General features: G+C 70.8%; 14 protein-coding genes and 1 riboswitch. Of the genes, 10 read left to right on the top strand and 4 right to left on the bottom strand.

Features of this window, described 5'->3' with window-relative positions; genetic code table 11:
• Window positions 1-319 precede the first annotated feature (319 nt).
• The 5 genes from VNF07_12735 to VNF07_12715 all read left to right on the top strand — a co-directional run bounded on the left by VNF07_12735 (window position 320) and on the right by VNF07_12715 (window position 4,979).
• On the top strand, window positions 320-1,255 hold the full coding sequence (locus tag VNF07_12735; protein HVB07104.1) for an NADP-dependent oxidoreductase: 936 nt from the start codon (window positions 320-322) through the stop codon (window positions 1,253-1,255).
• A gap of 443 nt (window positions 1,256-1,698) precedes the next feature.
• Entirely contained in the window at window positions 1,699-2,211 is a 513-nt protein-coding gene (locus tag VNF07_12730; GenBank protein HVB07103.1) for a DUF1003 domain-containing protein, read from the top strand.
• A 62-nt stretch (window positions 2,212-2,273) separates the two neighbouring features.
• On the top strand, window positions 2,274-3,305 hold the full coding sequence (locus VNF07_12725) for a threonine aldolase family protein (protein ID HVB07102.1): 1,032 nt from the start codon (window positions 2,274-2,276) through the stop codon (window positions 3,303-3,305).
• A 2-nt stretch (window positions 3,306-3,307) separates the two neighbouring features.
• The gene (locus VNF07_12720) at window positions 3,308-3,901 is read left to right on the top strand and encodes a DJ-1/PfpI family protein (protein HVB07101.1); all 594 of its coding nucleotides are present in this window, start codon (window positions 3,308-3,310) and stop codon (window positions 3,899-3,901) included.
• Window positions 3,902-4,082: 181 nt separating this feature from the next.
• Window positions 4,083-4,979 (top strand): hypothetical protein, encoded by an 897-nt coding sequence (locus VNF07_12715; protein ID HVB07100.1) that lies wholly within the window; start codon window positions 4,083-4,085, stop codon window positions 4,977-4,979.
• A 26-nt stretch (window positions 4,980-5,005) separates the two neighbouring features.
• On the opposite strand, the gene VNF07_12710 is transcribed toward VNF07_12715, so the two are convergent.
• Window positions 5,006-5,680, bottom strand: coding sequence for an MOSC domain-containing protein (locus VNF07_12710; protein HVB07099.1), 675 nt, complete (start codon window positions 5,678-5,680; stop codon window positions 5,006-5,008).
• 153 nt (window positions 5,681-5,833) lie between these two features.
• On the opposite strand from VNF07_12710, the gene VNF07_12705 reads away from it, so the two are divergent.
• Both VNF07_12705 and VNF07_12700 read left to right on the top strand, forming a co-directional pair.
• Window positions 5,834-6,877 (top strand): hypothetical protein, encoded by a 1,044-nt coding sequence (locus VNF07_12705; protein ID HVB07098.1) that lies wholly within the window; start codon window positions 5,834-5,836, stop codon window positions 6,875-6,877.
• Window positions 6,878-7,168: 291 nt separating this feature from the next.
• Window positions 7,169-10,150, top strand: coding sequence for an ATP-dependent DNA helicase UvrD2 (locus VNF07_12700; protein HVB07097.1), 2,982 nt, complete (start codon window positions 7,169-7,171; stop codon window positions 10,148-10,150).
• Between the two features lie 40 nt (window positions 10,151-10,190).
• Here the strand turns inward: VNF07_12700 and VNF07_12695 are convergent, their stop codons facing one another.
• Together VNF07_12695 and VNF07_12690 are read right to left on the bottom strand one after the other, a co-directional pair.
• Window positions 10,191-10,667: a hypothetical protein gene (locus VNF07_12695; GenBank protein ID HVB07096.1), complete on the bottom strand. Its 477-nt coding sequence runs from the start codon at window positions 10,665-10,667 to the stop codon at window positions 10,191-10,193.
• Between the two features lie 291 nt (window positions 10,668-10,958).
• Window positions 10,959-11,990: a nitronate monooxygenase gene (locus VNF07_12690; GenBank protein ID HVB07095.1), complete on the bottom strand. Its 1,032-nt coding sequence runs from the start codon at window positions 11,988-11,990 to the stop codon at window positions 10,959-10,961.
• Between the two features lie 426 nt (window positions 11,991-12,416).
• A riboswitch (Fluoride riboswitch) is annotated at window positions 12,417-12,496 on the top strand.
• Window positions 12,497-12,513: 17 nt separating this feature from the next.
• On the opposite strand from VNF07_12690, the gene VNF07_12685 reads away from it, so the two are divergent.
• The 3 genes from VNF07_12685 (at window position 12,514) to VNF07_12675 (ending at window position 14,061) form a co-directional block, all read left to right on the top strand.
• On the top strand, window positions 12,514-12,987 hold the full coding sequence (locus VNF07_12685) for a CrcB family protein (protein ID HVB07094.1): 474 nt from the start codon (window positions 12,514-12,516) through the stop codon (window positions 12,985-12,987).
• Complete coding sequence (gene crcB, locus VNF07_12680) at window positions 12,984-13,358, top strand: fluoride efflux transporter CrcB (GenBank protein ID HVB07093.1); 375 nt, start codon at window positions 12,984-12,986, stop codon at window positions 13,356-13,358. The genes VNF07_12685 and crcB overlap by 4 nt, the downstream gene beginning before the upstream one ends.
• 121 nt (window positions 13,359-13,479) lie before the next feature.
• Complete coding sequence (locus VNF07_12675) at window positions 13,480-14,061, top strand: universal stress protein (protein HVB07092.1); 582 nt, start codon at window positions 13,480-13,482, stop codon at window positions 14,059-14,061.
• Window positions 14,062-15,033: 972 nt separating this feature from the next.
• On the opposite strand, the gene VNF07_12670 is transcribed toward VNF07_12675, so the two are convergent.
• Entirely contained in the window at window positions 15,034-15,234 is a 201-nt protein-coding gene (locus VNF07_12670) for a hypothetical protein (protein ID HVB07091.1), read from the bottom strand.
• Window positions 15,235-15,917: the final 683 nt, after the last annotated feature.

Genomic DNA, 15,917 nt, shown 5'->3' with positions numbered 1-15,917 from the left:
AGGTCCTCGCCGAGGATGCGCACGCGGATCGGGGCGGAGTCCGGCTCGGCGATCTCCTCGGAGAGGCAGGCCGGGATCCAGTAGCGACGGAAGGTCTCTCCCATCGGGGTCCCCGGTCCGACGCGGACGAGCCGCTCGTTCTGCTCCGGCGTGATGTGCACAGCGTCCTCCCTCCGACCGGAGAGCGTCCCCCCCGACCCTTCGCTCAGGACCGTCAGTAGACGGACAAATTGAATTTTACGTCCAGCGAGCGAGAACTTCAGAAGATTCATCGTTTCGAATTGTTCCGAGGTCGGGCGCGCTTTGGAATACTGGGCCGATGCGCGCCGTCGCGGTGAGGACGTTCGGGGGCCCCGAGGTCCTCGAGGTGGTCGAGCTCCCCGATCCCGAGCCGGGTCCAGGCGAGGTGCGCGTGCGCGTGCACGCGGCGACGGTGAACCCGACCGACATCAGCTTCCGCTCCGGCCGCTCGGCCGAGGCGCTCGCCGCCTTCCCCCCTCCCTACGTGCCCGGGATGGAGCTCGCAGGGACGGTCGACGCCCTCGGCCCCGGCTCCTCGTGGGAGGTGGGCCAGCGGGTGCTCGGGATCGCGCAGCCCTCGCGCAACGGGCGCGGCGCGCAGTCCGAGCTCGTCGTGCTGCCGAACGACTCGATCGCCCTCATCCCCGGCGGGGCGAGCTTCGAGGCGGCGGCCACCCTGCCGATGAACGGCCTCACGGTGCGCCGTGGCCTCGACCTCCTCGCCCTCCCCGCGGGGGCGACGATCGTCGTTACGGGCGCGGCGGGAGGGGTCGGCGGCTACGCCGTCGAGCTCGCGAAGGCCGACGGGCTGAAGGTCGTCGCCATCGCCGGTGCCGACGACGAGGTGCTGGTGCGCAGTTTCGGCGCCGACCGATTCGTCGCCCGCGGCCCCGGCGCCATCGACGCGGCACGCGAGCTCGCCGAGGGGGGCGCCGCCGGCCTGTTCGACGCGGCGGTGATCGGCCCGCCGGCGCTCGCCGCGGTGCGCGACGGCGGCAAGGTGGCCGTCGTGCGCGCCGTCGAGGCCGGGAACGAGCGCGGCATCGAGGTCCACCACGTGCGCGTCGGCGACTACGCCACCAACCGCCCGGCCCTCGAGGCGCTCGCCGCGCTCGTGCTCGCCGGTCGCCTCACGCTGCGGGTCGCGGAGACCTACCCTCCAGAGCAGGCGGCGATCGCGCAGCAGCGCCTCGCCGCCGGCGGCACCCGCGGCCGTCTCGTCATCATCTTCTGACCGCCGGGCGCGGCCAGCCGCAGAGGAGGGCTCCACCATCGCCGGACAGCGCGTCTTCGAGTTCCGCACCTACACCGCGACGCCGGGGCGGCGCGACGCCCTCGAGCGCCGTTTCCAGGACCACACCCTCGCTCTCTTCGCGAAGCACGGGATCGAGGTCGTCGGCTTCTGGGTCCCGCTGGATGCCGCCGACAAGGACACCCTCGTCTATCTCTGCAGCTACCCCGACCGGGCGGCGGCGGAGGCCTCGTGGGCGGCCTTCCAGGCCGACGAGGAGTGGATCGCGGCGAAGAAAGCGAGCGAGGTCGACGGCAGCCTCGTCGCCAAGATCGAGTCGAGCTACCTCACCCCGACCGCCTACTCGCCGCTTCAGTGAGGCTGGGCGCGGCCGCGGCGCGGCCAGGATTGCGACGGGCGAGCGCCCACACGAGTGAGGGGGAGAGATGACGAACGCGGCGACAACGACCGTGAGGCGGATCGCGAGCAGCTGGTTCCCGTGGCGTCATCCGGCCCGGCACCAGCATCCCGCCCTGCAAGAGGCGCACGACGGGCGGACCCTCGGCGAGCGCGTCGCCGACCAGATCGCGAGCTTCGGGGGCTCCTGGCCCTTCATCTTCTTGTTCCTCGGGATGATCGCGGCGTGGATGCTGGTGAACTCGGTGCTGCTCAGCCACCTGCTGCACCACAAGGGCTTCGACCCCTATCCCTTCATCGCCCTCAACCTCATCCTCTCGGCGCTCGCCGGCCTGCAGGCGCCGATCATCATGATGAGCCAGAACCGCGCCGCCGCCCGTGACGAGATCCTCGCCCAGCACCACTACGAGGAGACCCAGAAGATCGACGACCTCCTGCGCTCGAACACCGACCTCACCCGCCAGGTGCACGACCTCACGACCAAGATCCACCTGCTCGCCGAGCGCCTCGCGGCCGCCTCGCCCGTCCCGCCGACGAGCTGAGGGCGGGGGCACGCACCGCGGCGCGCTTGCCCCGCGGGGCCGCCATCGACTCCCATTGGGGGATGGCGAGTGCCCCGGTCGACCTACGCAGCGACACCAAGACCCGCCCGACGCCGGCGATGCGCGCCGCCATCGCCGAAGCCGCCGTCGGTGACGAGCAGGCTGGTGAGGACCCGACCACAACCTCGCTCGAGCGCCGGGCAGCGGCGCTGCTCGGCAAGGAGGCGGCGGTCTTCACGCCGTCGGGGACGATGTGCAACGCGATCGCCTTCTGCCTCCACCTCCGCCCCGGCGACGAGGTGGTGCTCGACCGCAACTCCCACCCGGTCCGCTTCGAGGTCGGCGGGCCCTCCGCCCTCGCCGGCGGCCTGGTGGCGCCGATCGACACCGAAGGGGGGATCTTCGACGGCGAGGCGCTCCGGCGGGCGATCCACCCCAACCCGGACCAGCACTCGCCGCGCTCGCGCCTCGTTTCGGTCGAGCAGACGACGAACATCGGCGGCGGGAGGGTCTGGCCGCTCGCGGTCATCGACGAGGTGGTCGCGGTGGCCCGGGAGCACGGCCTCTCGACGCACATGGACGGGGCGCGGCTGCTCAACGCCGTCGTCGCCAGCGGGGTGAGCGCGGCGCGCTTCGCCGAGGGCTTCGACACCGTGTGGCTCGACTTCTCGAAGGGCCTCGGGGCGCCGATCGGCGCGGCGCTCGCCGGCTCGGCCGAGCTCGTCGCCGAGGCCCGGCGGGTGAAGCAGATGCTCGGGGGCTCGATGCGCCAGTCGGGCATCGTCGCGGCCGCCGCGCTCTACGCCCTCGATCACCACGTCGAGCGCCTCGCGGAGGACCACGAGCACGCCCGCCTGCTCGCCGATGGCCTGGCCAAGGCGGAGGGGGTCGCCCTGGACCCCTCGCTCGTCGAGACGAATATCGTGGTCTTCACGGTGCGTGACGCCCACGGCTTCTGCGACCGGCTGGCGGGCGAGGGCGTGCTGATGGGCGCCGTCGACGACGAACGCGTGCGAGCCGTGACGCACCTCGACGTCGACCGCGCCGGGGTGGAGCGGGCGGTCTCGGCGGTCTCCGCGCTCGGCTGGCGCTGAGCGTGCGCGCCGGCCTCGTCGTCTTCGACGGCGTCGAGGAGCTCGACGCGATCGCCCCCTACGAGGTGCTCCGCCTCGGCGCGAAGGCGGGCGGCGACGTCTCCTGTCGCCTCCTCCACCCGAGGGGCGGGGCGCGGGTACGGGCCTCGCACGGCCTCGAGTTCGCCACCGACGGGCCCCTCGAGGAGGGCCTCGACGTCGTCGTCGTGCCGGGTGGCGGATGGGTCGGCCGGGGGGCGACGGGCGCGTGGGCCGAGGCCGAGCGGGGGGACTGGCTGGAGTGGCTCGCCGCCGCGCAGCACGGCGGCGCACTCGTCGCGAGCGTCTGCACCGGGGCACTCCTCGTCGCGCGCGCCGGTCTCGCGGCGGGAAGGCGGATGGCGACGCACCACCTTGCGCGCGCCGACCTCGCGGCGCTCGGCGCGGTCGTCGTCGAGGAGCGGGTGGTCGACGACGGCGACCTCGTGAGCTGTGGTGGGGTGACGAGCGGCATCGACCTCGCGCTCTGGCTCCTCGAGCGCGAGTGCTCCGCCGCGCTCGCCACGGCGGTCGCCGACGAGATCGAGTACCGGCCGGAGCGGCCGCACCCGCGCTGAGCGCCGGGCGGGCCCGCGCCGCGGGCCGGGGATATGGTCGAGCCGTTTCCGCGCCCGGCCGGCGCGGGGGGAGCCGGAGGTCACCGTGGGCAAGCTGGAGCTGAGCGCCGCAATCCGGAGGAACCCGAGGTCCCTGCCCCTCGTCACCGGCGAGGTGCAGCCACAGGGCATCGAGCTCCGGGTGAGCGTTCTCGAGCCCTCCGAGCTGTACTGGCGGGCCCTCGCCTTCGAGGATTTCGCGATCGCCGACATCTCGTTCTCGAGCCTCATGGCCTCCTACGGCCACGGCATCGACCACTGGGTGCCGCTTCCGGTGTCGATGCAGCGGAACTTCTTCCACACCGGCGTCATCGTCCGCGAGGCCGCCGGGATCAAGGGCCCGGCAGACCTCGCCGGCAAGCGCGTCGGCGTCCCGGAGTACCAGCAGACCGGGGCGCTCTGGACGCGCGGCATCTACCAGCACGAGTTCGGCCTCGACCCCCGCGACGTGCACTGGTTCATGGAGCGGCCGCCGGAGAAGAGCCACGGCGGGGCGATGGGCTTCGACCCGCCCGAGGGCATCGACCTTCAGTACATCGGGCGGGACACCGACATCGGCGTGATGCTGCGCGACGGGGAGCTCGATGCGGCGATCATGTACAACACCTCGCGCAACCTCGTCGACCGGAGCACCATCGAGTTCGGCCCCGACTCGGGGGTCGGCCCGCTGTTCAACAAGCGCGAGGAGTCGGCGCGCTACTTCAAGAAGACGGGGTTCTTCCCGATGAACGCCGTGCTCTGCGTCCGCCGGGAGATCGTCGAGGCGCACCCCTGGGTGATGCTCAACCTCTACAGCGCCTGCCTCGAGGCGAAGGAGGTCGCCCGCCGCAACGCCCGTGGCGACCTCGACAACCTCCTCGAGGCGGGGGTAGCGACCAAGGAGACGCAGGCCGCGCTCGACTTCGACCTCTATCCCTATGGCGTGATCGCCAACCGCGAGCTGCTCGAGACGGCGACGACCTATTCCTTCGAGCAGGGCCTCGTGCCCCGCAAGTTCGAGCTCGGCGAGCTCTTCTACCCGCCGACCCTCGAGCTGTAGGGTCCCAGCGCAGCGCGTTCGGGAGCTCAGCCCCGGGCGGCGGGCGCCCCGCGGGGGCGGCTCTCCTCGGCGCGCAGGCGGATCGCGGCGGTCAGGTAGCTCTCCGCCTCGAGGAGCCCCGGGAGCAGCTCCTTCTCGAGGGTGAGGGCCCGGAAGACGCGGCCGATCGTGACACCGTGGTCGGGACGGGACTCGACGACCACCTCGCTCCCGGCGCGCACCGCGCCGGGAGCGAGGATCCGCAGGTAGGCACCGGGGCGCGCGCGCCGGGTGAAGGTCTTCAGCCACCCCTTCTCGGCCATCCACACGGCGAAGTTCGCGCAGGGGATGCGGGGCTTCGTGACCTGCACCCGGACGTCGTCGCCGATCCGCCAGCACTCGCCGATCAGCGCTCCCGTGAGGTCGAGGCCCGAGGTCGTGAGGTTCTCGCCGAAGGTCCCGGCGCGCAGCGGGGCGCCGATCTCGACCTCCCACCAGTCGAGGTCCTCCCGGGCGTAGGCGTAGAGGGCCTGGTCGGGGCCGCCGTGGTGCACGGTGTCGAAGACGATGTCGCCGGCGAGGCCGCTGCCCCCGGCGCGCGCCGGATCGGGCGCGCTGACGGCGAGCGGGCCGTCGGTCGGGAGCTTGTCGATCCCCGTCATCCCCGAGTTCGCGCCGACCGCCCTTGCCGTGCCGACGTTCAGCGACTCGATCAGCGGCACCGCCCCATCCTACGGATGGTCGCGCTGGCGCCCCCGGCGCGGGCGGGAACGGAGGCGCCGCCCCGCCCCCCGTCGGTGCCCGCTCGGGCGCTTCTACGCGAGGGCGGCGAGCAGCGCGGGGTTCGCGTCGACGCCGACGGGTAACCAGTTGCCGTGCCCAGGCTTCGCCGCTCCCGACTCGACGCTCCCGCGATCCACCGCCGCCGCTACGGTGCCGGCTTCCGCTTCACCGACGCCTCCGGGTGGCCCATCGCCGACCCCGAGACCATCGAGCGGATCCGCGCCCTCGTCATTCCCCCGGCGTGGAAGGACGTCTGGATCTGCCCGTGGCCGAACGGCCACATTCAGGCGGTCGGCACCGACGCCGCCGGTCGGCGCCAGTACCGCTACCACGACGAGTGGCGGCGACGGCGGGATGCCGAGAAGTTCTCGAAGATGCTCGAGTTCGGAAGCGCCCTCCCGGGGCTGCGCGCGGCGACCGATCGCGACCTCGTCCTCGAGGGGATGCCGCGCGAGCGCACGCTCGCGCTGGCGGTGCAGCTGCTCGACTGCGGCCTCTTCCGCGTCGGAGGCGAGGAGTACGCCGAGGAGCACCAGACCTTCGGCCTCGCGACCCTCGAGCGGAACCACGTCCGTATCCGCAACGGCCAGGCGACCTTCGACTACGCGGCCAAAGGCGGCATCGAGCGGAAGATCGCGATCGACGACCCCGCGCTCGTCGAGCTCATCGGCGAGCTGAAGTACCGCCGCGACGACACCGCCGACCTGCTCGCCTGGCAGGAGGAGGGCGAATGGGTCGACGTCCGCGCCGCCGACATCAACCAGTACCTGAAGGAGATCTCCGGGGGCCCCTTCACCGCCAAGGACTTCCGCACCTGGACGGCCTCGCTCCTCGCGGCGCTGCTCCTCGCCGGCGTGCCCCGCACGACCTCCCCGAGCCAGCGCGCCCGCGCCACCGCGGCGGTGGTGCGGGCGGTGGCCGCCGAGCTCGGGAACACGCCCGCCGTCTGCCGGCGCTCCTACGTCGACCCGCGGGTCCTTGACCGCTTCGAGCGGGGCGACACGTTGCGGGCGGTCATCGCCGCGCTGCCCGACGTCGCGGAGCTGAAGGTGCGTGAGGTGCGTGCACGCCTCGAGCTCGCCTTCGTCGAGTTCCTCGCGGAGCCCGAGCCCTCCGGTCTCGAGCTCGCGGCCTGATCGGTCCCTCCCAGGGCCCGTGCGCTCCGAATCCCGACCTCTTTCTGTTTCATGCCACTCGGCACGGGCATGGGACAGCCATGACGCAACCCGAAACAGGCGACCGCTCCGACACCGAGGACGAGTCCGGTGAGGCGATGACCGAAGAGGAGTTCTTCGAAGAGGGCGAGACGCAGGGCAACCCCGAATAACGGGCCGACGACCCGCCCTGGCCGAGAGGACCCCCGCGTACCATGAGCCGATGCGGCTGCGGGGAGCGATCGTCGGCGCGCCCCGCGGCGCGCGGTCCCGATGACCGCGGCCGCGGGCATCGCCTGCCCGTACTGCGGCGCCACCCACGCGCGAGCGGCGGAGGTGCGCGCCTGCTGGGAACGCTCGCCGGCGGAGGTGACGCGCGCGTCGGACGGCGCGCCGGTGCCCGACGAGGACCCGTTCGAGCCGCTCTCCGCTCCCCCTGCTGCCGGGAGGCTGACAGGCCAACCCCGAGCGCCGCTCCCGCCGACGACGCTCGGCCCCGCGTTGGGGCGGAGCGTCCTCGTGCGGCCCGGCGCGACGGCACCCGAGGCTTGGACAGGCTGCGAGCGCGTCGACGGCGGGGCGCTCGACCGCCTCGAGGCGGCGTGGCGTGAACGGCGCCCCATCGTCATCGAGGTGGGATCACAGCCGCCCACCGACGAGGTCGAGGCGGGCCCGCTGTGGACGCTCGGGGAGGGCTTCTCCTTTTCCGGGGAGCGCCTCGCCCACGCGTTGTTCTCCAACGCCGCCGACGCGCGGGAGGGCCCGCCGCTCTGGCCGCTCACCGAGCGGGCGCTCACGATCGGGGCGCGCCCCGGGGGGCCGGCGGACGTGCTGCTCCCCGACGGCCGTCCGGCGTACCTCGACGGCGGCCCGCTCGACTGGCAGCTCCCGAGCGCAGAGGCGCTCGTCGTCCCCCGCTGCTCCCTCCTCGCCGGGTCGCTCCTCCCCCTCGGCGAGAACACGACGACCGCCGAGCTCGCCGCCGACCAGCTCGAGGCGGTGACCCACGCCGGCGCGGCGGCGCGCATCATCGCCCCGGCCGGCTCGGGCAAGACCCGCGTCCTCACCGAGCGGGCGCGCCAGCTGCTGCGGCGCTGGAACATCCCCGGTGCGGCGGTCACCCTCGTGGCGTTCAACAAGCGCGCCGCCGACGAGATGCAGCTGCGGACCACCGACCTCCCCGAGCTGCGGGTGCGCACCCTCAACGCCCTTGGCCTCTCCCTCGTGAGCCGCTCCGCGAGGGTCACCACCGTCGACGAGCGCGAGGTCCGGTCGATCCTCGAGTCCCTGGTCGACATGCCGCGGCGCGCCAACTCCGACCCCGCCGCCGCCTGGATCGAGGCACTCTCGGCGGTCCGTCTCGGGCTCCGTGACCCGGCCGCGGTGGAGGCCGACTTCGGTGGCGACGTGGACGGGCTGGCGGAGGTCTTCGCCCGCTACCGGGCGCTCCTCGCCGATCGCCGGATCGTCGACTTCGACGAGCAGATCTACCGCGCACTCGAGATCCTGCTCGCCGACCCCTCCGCCCGCCGGGCGGCGCGGGCGGGTTGCCGGATGCTGCTCGTCGACGAGTTCCAGGACCTCACGCCGGCGCACCTGCTGCTCATCCGCACGCTGGCCGGCCCCGAGGGGGCGGTCTTCGCCGTCGGTGACGACGACCAGACGATCTACGGGTACTCGGGGGCCTCGCCACAGTGGCTGATCGACTACCGCAGCTACTTCCCCGGCGCCGGCGAGCACGCCCTCGAGGTCAACTACCGCTCCCCGCCGAGCGTGGTCGACGCGGCCCGCACCCTCCTCACCCACAACCGCCACCGGGTCGAGAAGCGGATCGTCGCCGCGCCCGCCCGCAGTCCGATCGCCGGCGAGTTCGCGGTCCTCGACGGCGACCCCCTCGGCGCGACGCTCGGGCGCGTGCGCTCGCTCCTCGCCGACGGTGCCGCGCCCTCAGAGATCGCCGTCCTCACGAGGGTGAACGCCTCACTCGCCCCGGTGCAGGTCGCCCTCGTGCACGGCGGGGTCCCGGTGGATCCGGCCGTCGGCGTCGCCTACCTCGCCCGCAGCGGCGTGCGGGCGGCCCTTTCCTGGCTGCGGCTCGCGGTCGCCCCGGCCGCCCGGCTGAGCGGCGCCGACCTCGCGGCCGCGGCCCGACGGCCCTCGCGCGGCCTGTCACCGCGGGTCGCCGTGTGGATCGGGGAGCAGCGGGGCCTGCGCGGCATCGAGGGGCTCGCGGAGCGGCTCGGCGCGCGCGACGGCGACAAGATCCGTCGCTTTCTCGCCGACCTCGAGGGGGCGCGCACTCGCGCCGAGCGCGGGACGACGGCCGAGATCCTCGCGTTCGTCCGGGACGAGCTCCATCTCGACGGCGCGATGGAGCTCCTCGAGGGGTCGCGTCGGAACCTCGACCGCTCCGCGCACACCGACGATCTCGACGCACTGACGGCGCTCGCCGAGCTGCACCCCGAACCGGATGGGTTCGAGGGCTGGATCCGCAGCGCGCTCGAGGCGCCGGGCTCGTCCGAGGGGGTGATGCTCTCGACGGTGCACGCCGTGAAGGGGCGGGAGTGGCCGCACGTCATTGTCCACGAGGTCTCGGCCTCGCTCCTCCCACACCGTCTCGCCGAGGACGTCGAGGAGGAGCGGCGGATCTTCCACGTCGGGCTCACCCGCGGCGTCTCCTCGGTGCGCGTCGCCGCCGGCGTCCCACCCTCACCGTTCATCGCCGAGCTGACGCGGGGATGGGACCCGACCCGAGCCGTCGAGCCCCGCGAGCGCCGTCCCCCGCGGCCGGAGCGCTCGCGCGCCGGCGCGCCGGCGGCGAGTGAGTCCGAGGTCGCCGCCGCGGTCGGCCTCGAGTTCGAGCGTGGCGGCCACCGGCACGTCGTCACCGCGGTCGACGAGTCGGGAGTCGAGGTAGCGCTCGGCGCGGCACGCACGCGGCTCTCCTTCGGAGAGGCGGTGATCGTCGCCGGCCGCAGGGTGCGCCTCGCTGCCCCGCCGCCAAGGGGTGACGCCGTCGACGCGCTCCGCCAGGCGCTCCGCGGCTGGCGCTCGGCGCGCGCCTCGGCGGACGGCAAGCCGCCCTACCTGTACCTGCACGACCGCACCCTCGAAGCCCTCGCCGCCGTGGCGCCGACGACGATGGCCGGGCTGGCGGCGATCCCGGGGATCGGACCCGGCAAGCTCGAGCTCTATGGGGAGGTGTGGCTGGCGCTCGTCAGCGCGGCGCGCGAGGGGGAGGCCGCGGGCGCGTGACCGGCTCTGACGGGCGGCCTCTCCGTCTCCAGCGGCTTCGTCAGCCGCCGATGTACACCCTGAGGTTCTTGTAGACCTCGATACCCGTCCCAGCCGCCGGGCTGAAGACTTCGTGGTTCGTGGCGTCGACCGCGACGCCCTTCTGGTTCGCTGTCGCGGAGGTGGGGATCGTGCCGACGAAGTGCGCCGTCGGGTCCTTGGCGGTCCCTCCGCCGGAGATGATCGCGATCTCCGGAGTGATGTAACCACCGGTCGTGTTGCCGTTGGAGGTCATCTTCGCGGAGGCCGAGAAGTACAGGTTCATCCCCGGGTCGTACCACTCCTCGTCGGTGCCGCTGATCTGCGGGAAGCGCGTCACGACCTTGCCGTTACGGGCGTTCACCAGCTCCGAGGCCTTCGTGTTCAGCCCGCAGGCGGCGAGGAGCTGCTGGGTGGTGGGGTTGAGCACGAGTCCGGTCGAAGCGCACTCCGGCTGGGTGTAGGTGTGCACCACCGTCTTGGTCTTCGGGCTGATCACGACGAGCCCGACGTTGTCGACTTGACGTAGAGCTCCTTCGTCGCGGCGTCATAGAGGGACTGCTCGATCCCCGTCGCGGTGGGGAACTTGATCTGAGCGACCACCGCGTCCTGGGAGGGCGTGGGGCTCGCCGAGATGAGCGTGACGTAGGGGGGCGCGTGGGCGTTGCTGGCGACGAGGACTGAAGCCGCTGAGGAGGGAAATTCACCAGTGGTTGCCGCCGCGGTGGGGACGCGCGGAGCGCCCCGCCGAGGTGGGCTTACGGCGCGCTCCCGCAGTCGGGCACGGAAATCAGGCCACACCTCTCGCGAGCAGCTCCACGATCTCGCCAGCGGGACGTTCCAATGCCGCTCGGTACCCCTCGCCCGCCCAGAGGCTCATCCGCTCTTGGTCTCCGGCGGCTGCGGCGGCCGCCCGCAGTGGACGGGTTGCGCTGTTGATCTCCGGGTAGGCGGCAGGCGCATCTCGGTGGGCGATCATGAACGCGTTCTCGAGCCCCCGAGCAGGCCTGCCGCTGAAGGCCCTCGTCACCGCTGTTGTCTCGAAGCGAGGGTCCGCGAGTGCCGCCTTGTGCAACGGGTGCGCCCCGCTCTCGGGACAGCGGAGGAAGGCGGTGCCGCACTGGACGGCGATTGCCCCGGCCAAGAGCGCGGCGCGGGCCGATTCCGCGCTGCTGATGCCGCCTGCCGCCAGGATCGGAAGATCCGTCACCTTCCGCACGGCGCGAACGAGCTGGGGCAGCCGGAGCGCCTCAGATGGCGGCTCGCCGACAGCGAAGGTCCCCCGATGCGCGCCGGCCTCCGGTCCCTGGACGCAAAGGGCATCGGCGCCGGCCGCCGTCGCGATCCGCGCCTCACCGGCGTTGGTCACCGTTACCCAGACCTGGCAGCCAGCGACTCCTAGCGCGCGAAGGGTCTCCGCGTCGGGACAACCGAACGTGAAGCTCACCACCGGCGGAGGATCGCTGAGGAGAACCTCGAGCTTGGCATTCCAATCGTCGTCGTCCCACGTCGCTTTGCCGAGCGGCACCTGGAGGGCTTCCGCCTCCCGCTCCAGGCTGCTCAGGTAGTTCGAGAGTGCCGCAGCGTCGTCCGTCGGCTCCCCTGGCACGAAGACGTTGACGCCAAATGCCTCGCTGGTTTCGGCGCGCACCGCAGCCATCTCGACGCGTATCGCGGCGGCCGTCTTGTATCCGCCGGCGAGGAACCCGAGTGCCCCCGCCTCCGAGGCGGCGAGCACGAGCGCCGGCGTGGACGGGCCGCCGCCCATGGGCGCGACGATCACAGGGCCGCGGAGAACGTCTTCGAGTCGCTCGCCGGTCATGAGTCAGCATCCTCGGGACGGTGGAGGGCTTCGCGTGCAGGGTAGACCGTGCGGCGCGCTGCCATGGATATGCCACGGGGTGCGGTGGCCGAGGAGACGGGGGCGACGATCACACGACTGACCAGCGAGAACCTTGGTTGGTCGGGAAGGCGGGACTCGAACCCGCGACCTCAGCTCCCGAACGCTCTTCAGTCTCTCCACGCCGCCAGCACCGATTCATGAAAATGCCCGCACGCTGGTAATTTGTTGCGCGGTAAGTGTCCGTTAGCGGCCAGGAAGCCCCCCTCCTCGTTTCGCGCACGTTCGCGCACGGATCGCGCACGGCAGATGTTTGTGCTCTCCGTCCGCCTTGCCTACTCCGCCTCCGCTGCTGCCGAAAGGCGGCGGACAACGCTCAGTCCATTCGACCGGCTCGTTCCGGCTACGGTTAGTGGCGGCGATGGAGTCCGCCACAACCGCTGGCCGGAGCCAGACATCCGGACCACGCTGATGACCCCTACCGACGAATTCGGAGGTAGGACGCGTGCGCATTTCAGGGCTGGACATGCGGGCGGCAGCGTTAGCGCAGATCGCCGTCGGTGGGATGTTCGGGGCAGCCGCTCGCGATGCGATCGAACAATCGCTGCCTACGCGGACCGGTACTTTTCCGCTCGCCACGTTCATGATCAACCTCTCTGGAGCCCTCCTGCTCGGCGCCTTGTTGGAGGGCCTGGTGCGGGCTGGCGACGACAGCGGCCGAAGGCGCGACCTCCGCTTGTTCGCCGGTACCGGATTTCTCGGTGCCTTCACGACCTACAGCACGTTCTCAATAGAAGCTGACCTCCTTGTCCACGGCGGACGCGTGTACGTCGCACTTTTCTACGCAGCGCTGACGATCATCGGTGGTCTTTCCGCAGTGGTCGCTGGCATCGCTCTCGGCGCGGGTCACCGTCGGTGGATGCTCTCGAGAATGCCCGTCGATCCTGATCTCGATGCCAACGCAGGTGGCAATCGATGAACTGGACGGACCTGCTGGTCGTTGGGATCGGAGGTGCGCTCGGCGCCGTCGCTCGCTTCGTGGTCGACGCAGTGGTGCGTCTCAACTTCCGGACCCAGATTCCGATCGGGACGGTCGCGATCAATGTCAGCGGATCGTTGCTGCTCGGTCTACTCACAGGGCTCGTGATGTACCACGGTGCACCTTCAATGCTCACCACCGTCGCTGGCACGGGTTTTTGCGGGGGGTACACCACCTTCTCGACCGCCAGCTTCGAGACCGTACGTCTGGTCCAGCAGGGTCTACCCCGCTCAGCGCTCACCAACAGCGCTGTCACCCTGGTCGGCGCACTTGGTGCTGGAGGCGTGGGCCTTGCCGTCGCACACCTATGAGGGCCTGCTCTTGACACCGGATAGCGCCCCGTCTTTGACGCCGATCGGCGCAGCCCCCTGGAATCCTCCACCTCGTCCCACGGAGCCGGCGCGCGGCAGAGCGTCGTACGATCGGAAATCGATGGACGAGACCGCTGACAACGGTACGGAGCAAACGCCCGTCGACAGCGCCAGCGTCGCACTCGGGAGTTCTCGCTCGCCGCGAGCTCTCGTCGATGGCGCCACGGGAGCAAGCGCACTCACCTCGATCGTTCTCGGCCATGATCGTCAGCCACAGAGTCAGGCGGCGCTTGCCGTCGCGATTGACCTCGCGTGTCGACTCAGCGCGCACCTTCACGTGGTCCATGCCATCGATCTCAGCGACGCACCAATCGACCCCGACGACGCAGACTGGGAAGCACAGACGAAAAGGGCACTGGCCACGGAACGCGACGAGATCGCTGCTTCGCTCCGCGGTCACGCGACGGGATGGAGCTATCGAGTTGGACACGGTGACCCCGCTCGACTGCTCGCCGATACCGCAGACGAATCCGAAGCCCTCATGATCATCATCGGGTCACGAGGAGAGGGACTGCGTGCATCGGTTGGACGTTTGGGTTCTGCACCTGTATCGCATCGACTCATCCAGCATGCGAAGCAACCGGTGCTGGTCGTCCGCGTTGGAGCGTCCGGTTCGTCGTTACCTGGCCAGCAAAAGTCCTAGCCGCGACTTGGATCGCTGGAGCCGACACGGTCTGCCCAGCTGCGTCACGGTACGAGTTTGGCCATCACCGGTGGCGATCCGGATGCTTTCGTCTTCGCGTCACCCGCTGGCGGACCACTCGAGTACACGAACTGGCGTCGTCGCGTCTGGCTCCCGGCCTGCGAGAGAGTCGATCTCTCCGGGATCGGTTTTCACGACCTCCGACGGGCGGCGGCGACCGCGCTCGTCACCGGAGGCGTCGACGTGAAGACGGCCCAGGACCGTCTCGGGCATTCCGATCCACGCCTCACATTCGAAGCAGCAGCCTCCACAAGTAGACCGCGGAAGCGGAGTCACTCCCGAGGTAGCGGTCGAGTTGAGTCCGCCAGAGTGGTGTACGAGCCTGCGGTGACCAACTCGCGCTGAGCACCTCGTTTCGCGCCGAGCATCCCCAGGAAGCGACGACCACCGCACCAACCTTCAAACCCTGCGAAGGAAACGAAGGAGATGCGATGACCGTGGCGAAGGTGACGGTGCCACTTAGCAAGGTGTTTCAGGGGTACACACCAGCTCAGGTCAGGGCAGCCAAGTCGATACACAAGCCCATCCCCAGCGACATCACGTCGCGGCCTTCGTATGTATGGGCAGCGCAGCTCGCCAATGGCGCCGATTGCTTCGCGTTTACTGGCGCGGGCGTTGGACAGGTGGGCCTTGACCTCCGATACCTGTGTACCAACGGGGGCCAAATCGACGGGCTCGCTCGGCCATCGGGGGCAATTTGGTACGTGACGTACTTCGCCCCGCTATCGCAAGACGGCGAGCAAGTCGCCGTAGCTAAGGCGTGGTTCTAGCCTCCATAAACGGCTCTTCGGATATGAGCGGGGTGCATGGCGATTGTGATGGCTCGGGTGGCCAGCGGATGGACTCCGAGTGGCGCGAAATGACCGTCGATCTGCGCTCGCGCCCCGCTCGGTATCGGGACTTCCTGAGCGGTCATCTCACGGGCGAGTGGCTGTGTCGCGCGTCCATTGCCGCACCGATCGCTACGCCGACGCCTGCCCCCAGGGCCATGTCCACCCCGATCGCCCAACCGCCGATCACAACGCCGATCGTGGCCCCGACACCTGCACCGATCGCTACGCCGATGCCTATGTACTGGTTTTCCTGTTCATGCGCTGTCTTGTCGGGGACCATTGCGACCTCTTACCTCGTCGTCTCTCCCAGTGTCCACGGCTCCGTGGCGGGTAGCTAGTGGCGAAAGTCCCCACTCCGCACTCGATCGAGTTGTTGCTGCTCGTGGCCCCGCCCTCTGACCGGGGAGAGCGCAGAAGTGCGGGGAGCGGCGGCACTTGGGTCGTTCGGCGGGGCGCGGTTCCTGCACCCCGCTCATATCCGAAGTGCCCCATAAACCACACGGAAACCACGGATGGGCTTGAGGACAGGACCCTCGGAGCTACCAGCGGGGCCACTACCACGGAGAACTGTGGTCGGGAAGGCGGGATTCGAACCCGCGACCTCAGCGTCCCGAACGCTGCCGAGGCGGACTCGGCTGAACTCATACGGACCAGAACGCCAGGTCAGCCGCTATGGGAGAACAACAGCGAACTGGCGCGGATCGCTTCGCACGCGGTCAAAACGCGGTCTCGGATGCGAGATGGGAGGAGAACGCGAACAGGCCGATACGAGCGCGATCTTCGTGCCTCGGAGGTCACTTCGAGTAGTGGTAGCGGCAGGCTGCGATGCGGATCTCGTCGCCGGCGATCTTGTAGACCAACCGGTGCTCGTCGGTGATCCTGCGGGACCAGTAGTCCTGGAAGCCGTGCTTCAGCGCCTCCGGCTTGCCAACGCCTTCGTTGCCGTTGCGAACGATCTCCTTC

This window comes from Acidimicrobiales bacterium (assembly GCA_035533595.1).
GTDB lineage: Bacteria > Actinomycetota > Acidimicrobiia > Acidimicrobiales > Bog-793 > DATLTN01.
The sequence above is the reverse complement of the archived record's forward strand: the minus strand, read 5'-3'. Positions and strand labels throughout refer to the sequence as shown.

Excerpts from the sequence above, each read along its gene's own strand:
- VNF07_12675 (HVB07092.1), top strand. The coding sequence starts at position 13,480 with ATGGACGAGACCGCTGACAACGGTACGGAGCAAACGCCCGTCGACAGC.
- VNF07_12670 (HVB07091.1), bottom strand. The coding sequence starts at position 15,234 with ATGGTCCCCGACAAGACAGCGCATGAACAGGAAAACCAGTACATAGGC.
- VNF07_12690 (HVB07095.1), bottom strand. The coding sequence starts at position 11,990 with ATGACCGGCGAGCGACTCGAAGACGTTCTCCGCGGCCCTGTGATCGTC.
- VNF07_12735 (HVB07104.1), top strand. The coding sequence starts at position 320 with ATGCGCGCCGTCGCGGTGAGGACGTTCGGGGGCCCCGAGGTCCTCGAG.
- VNF07_12725 (HVB07102.1), top strand. The coding sequence starts at position 2,274 with ATGGCGAGTGCCCCGGTCGACCTACGCAGCGACACCAAGACCCGCCCG.
- VNF07_12700 (HVB07097.1), top strand. The coding sequence starts at position 7,169 with ATGACCGCGGCCGCGGGCATCGCCTGCCCGTACTGCGGCGCCACCCAC.
- crcB (HVB07093.1), top strand. The coding sequence starts at position 12,984 with ATGAACTGGACGGACCTGCTGGTCGTTGGGATCGGAGGTGCGCTCGGC.
- VNF07_12730 (HVB07103.1), top strand. The coding sequence starts at position 1,699 with ATGACGAACGCGGCGACAACGACCGTGAGGCGGATCGCGAGCAGCTGG.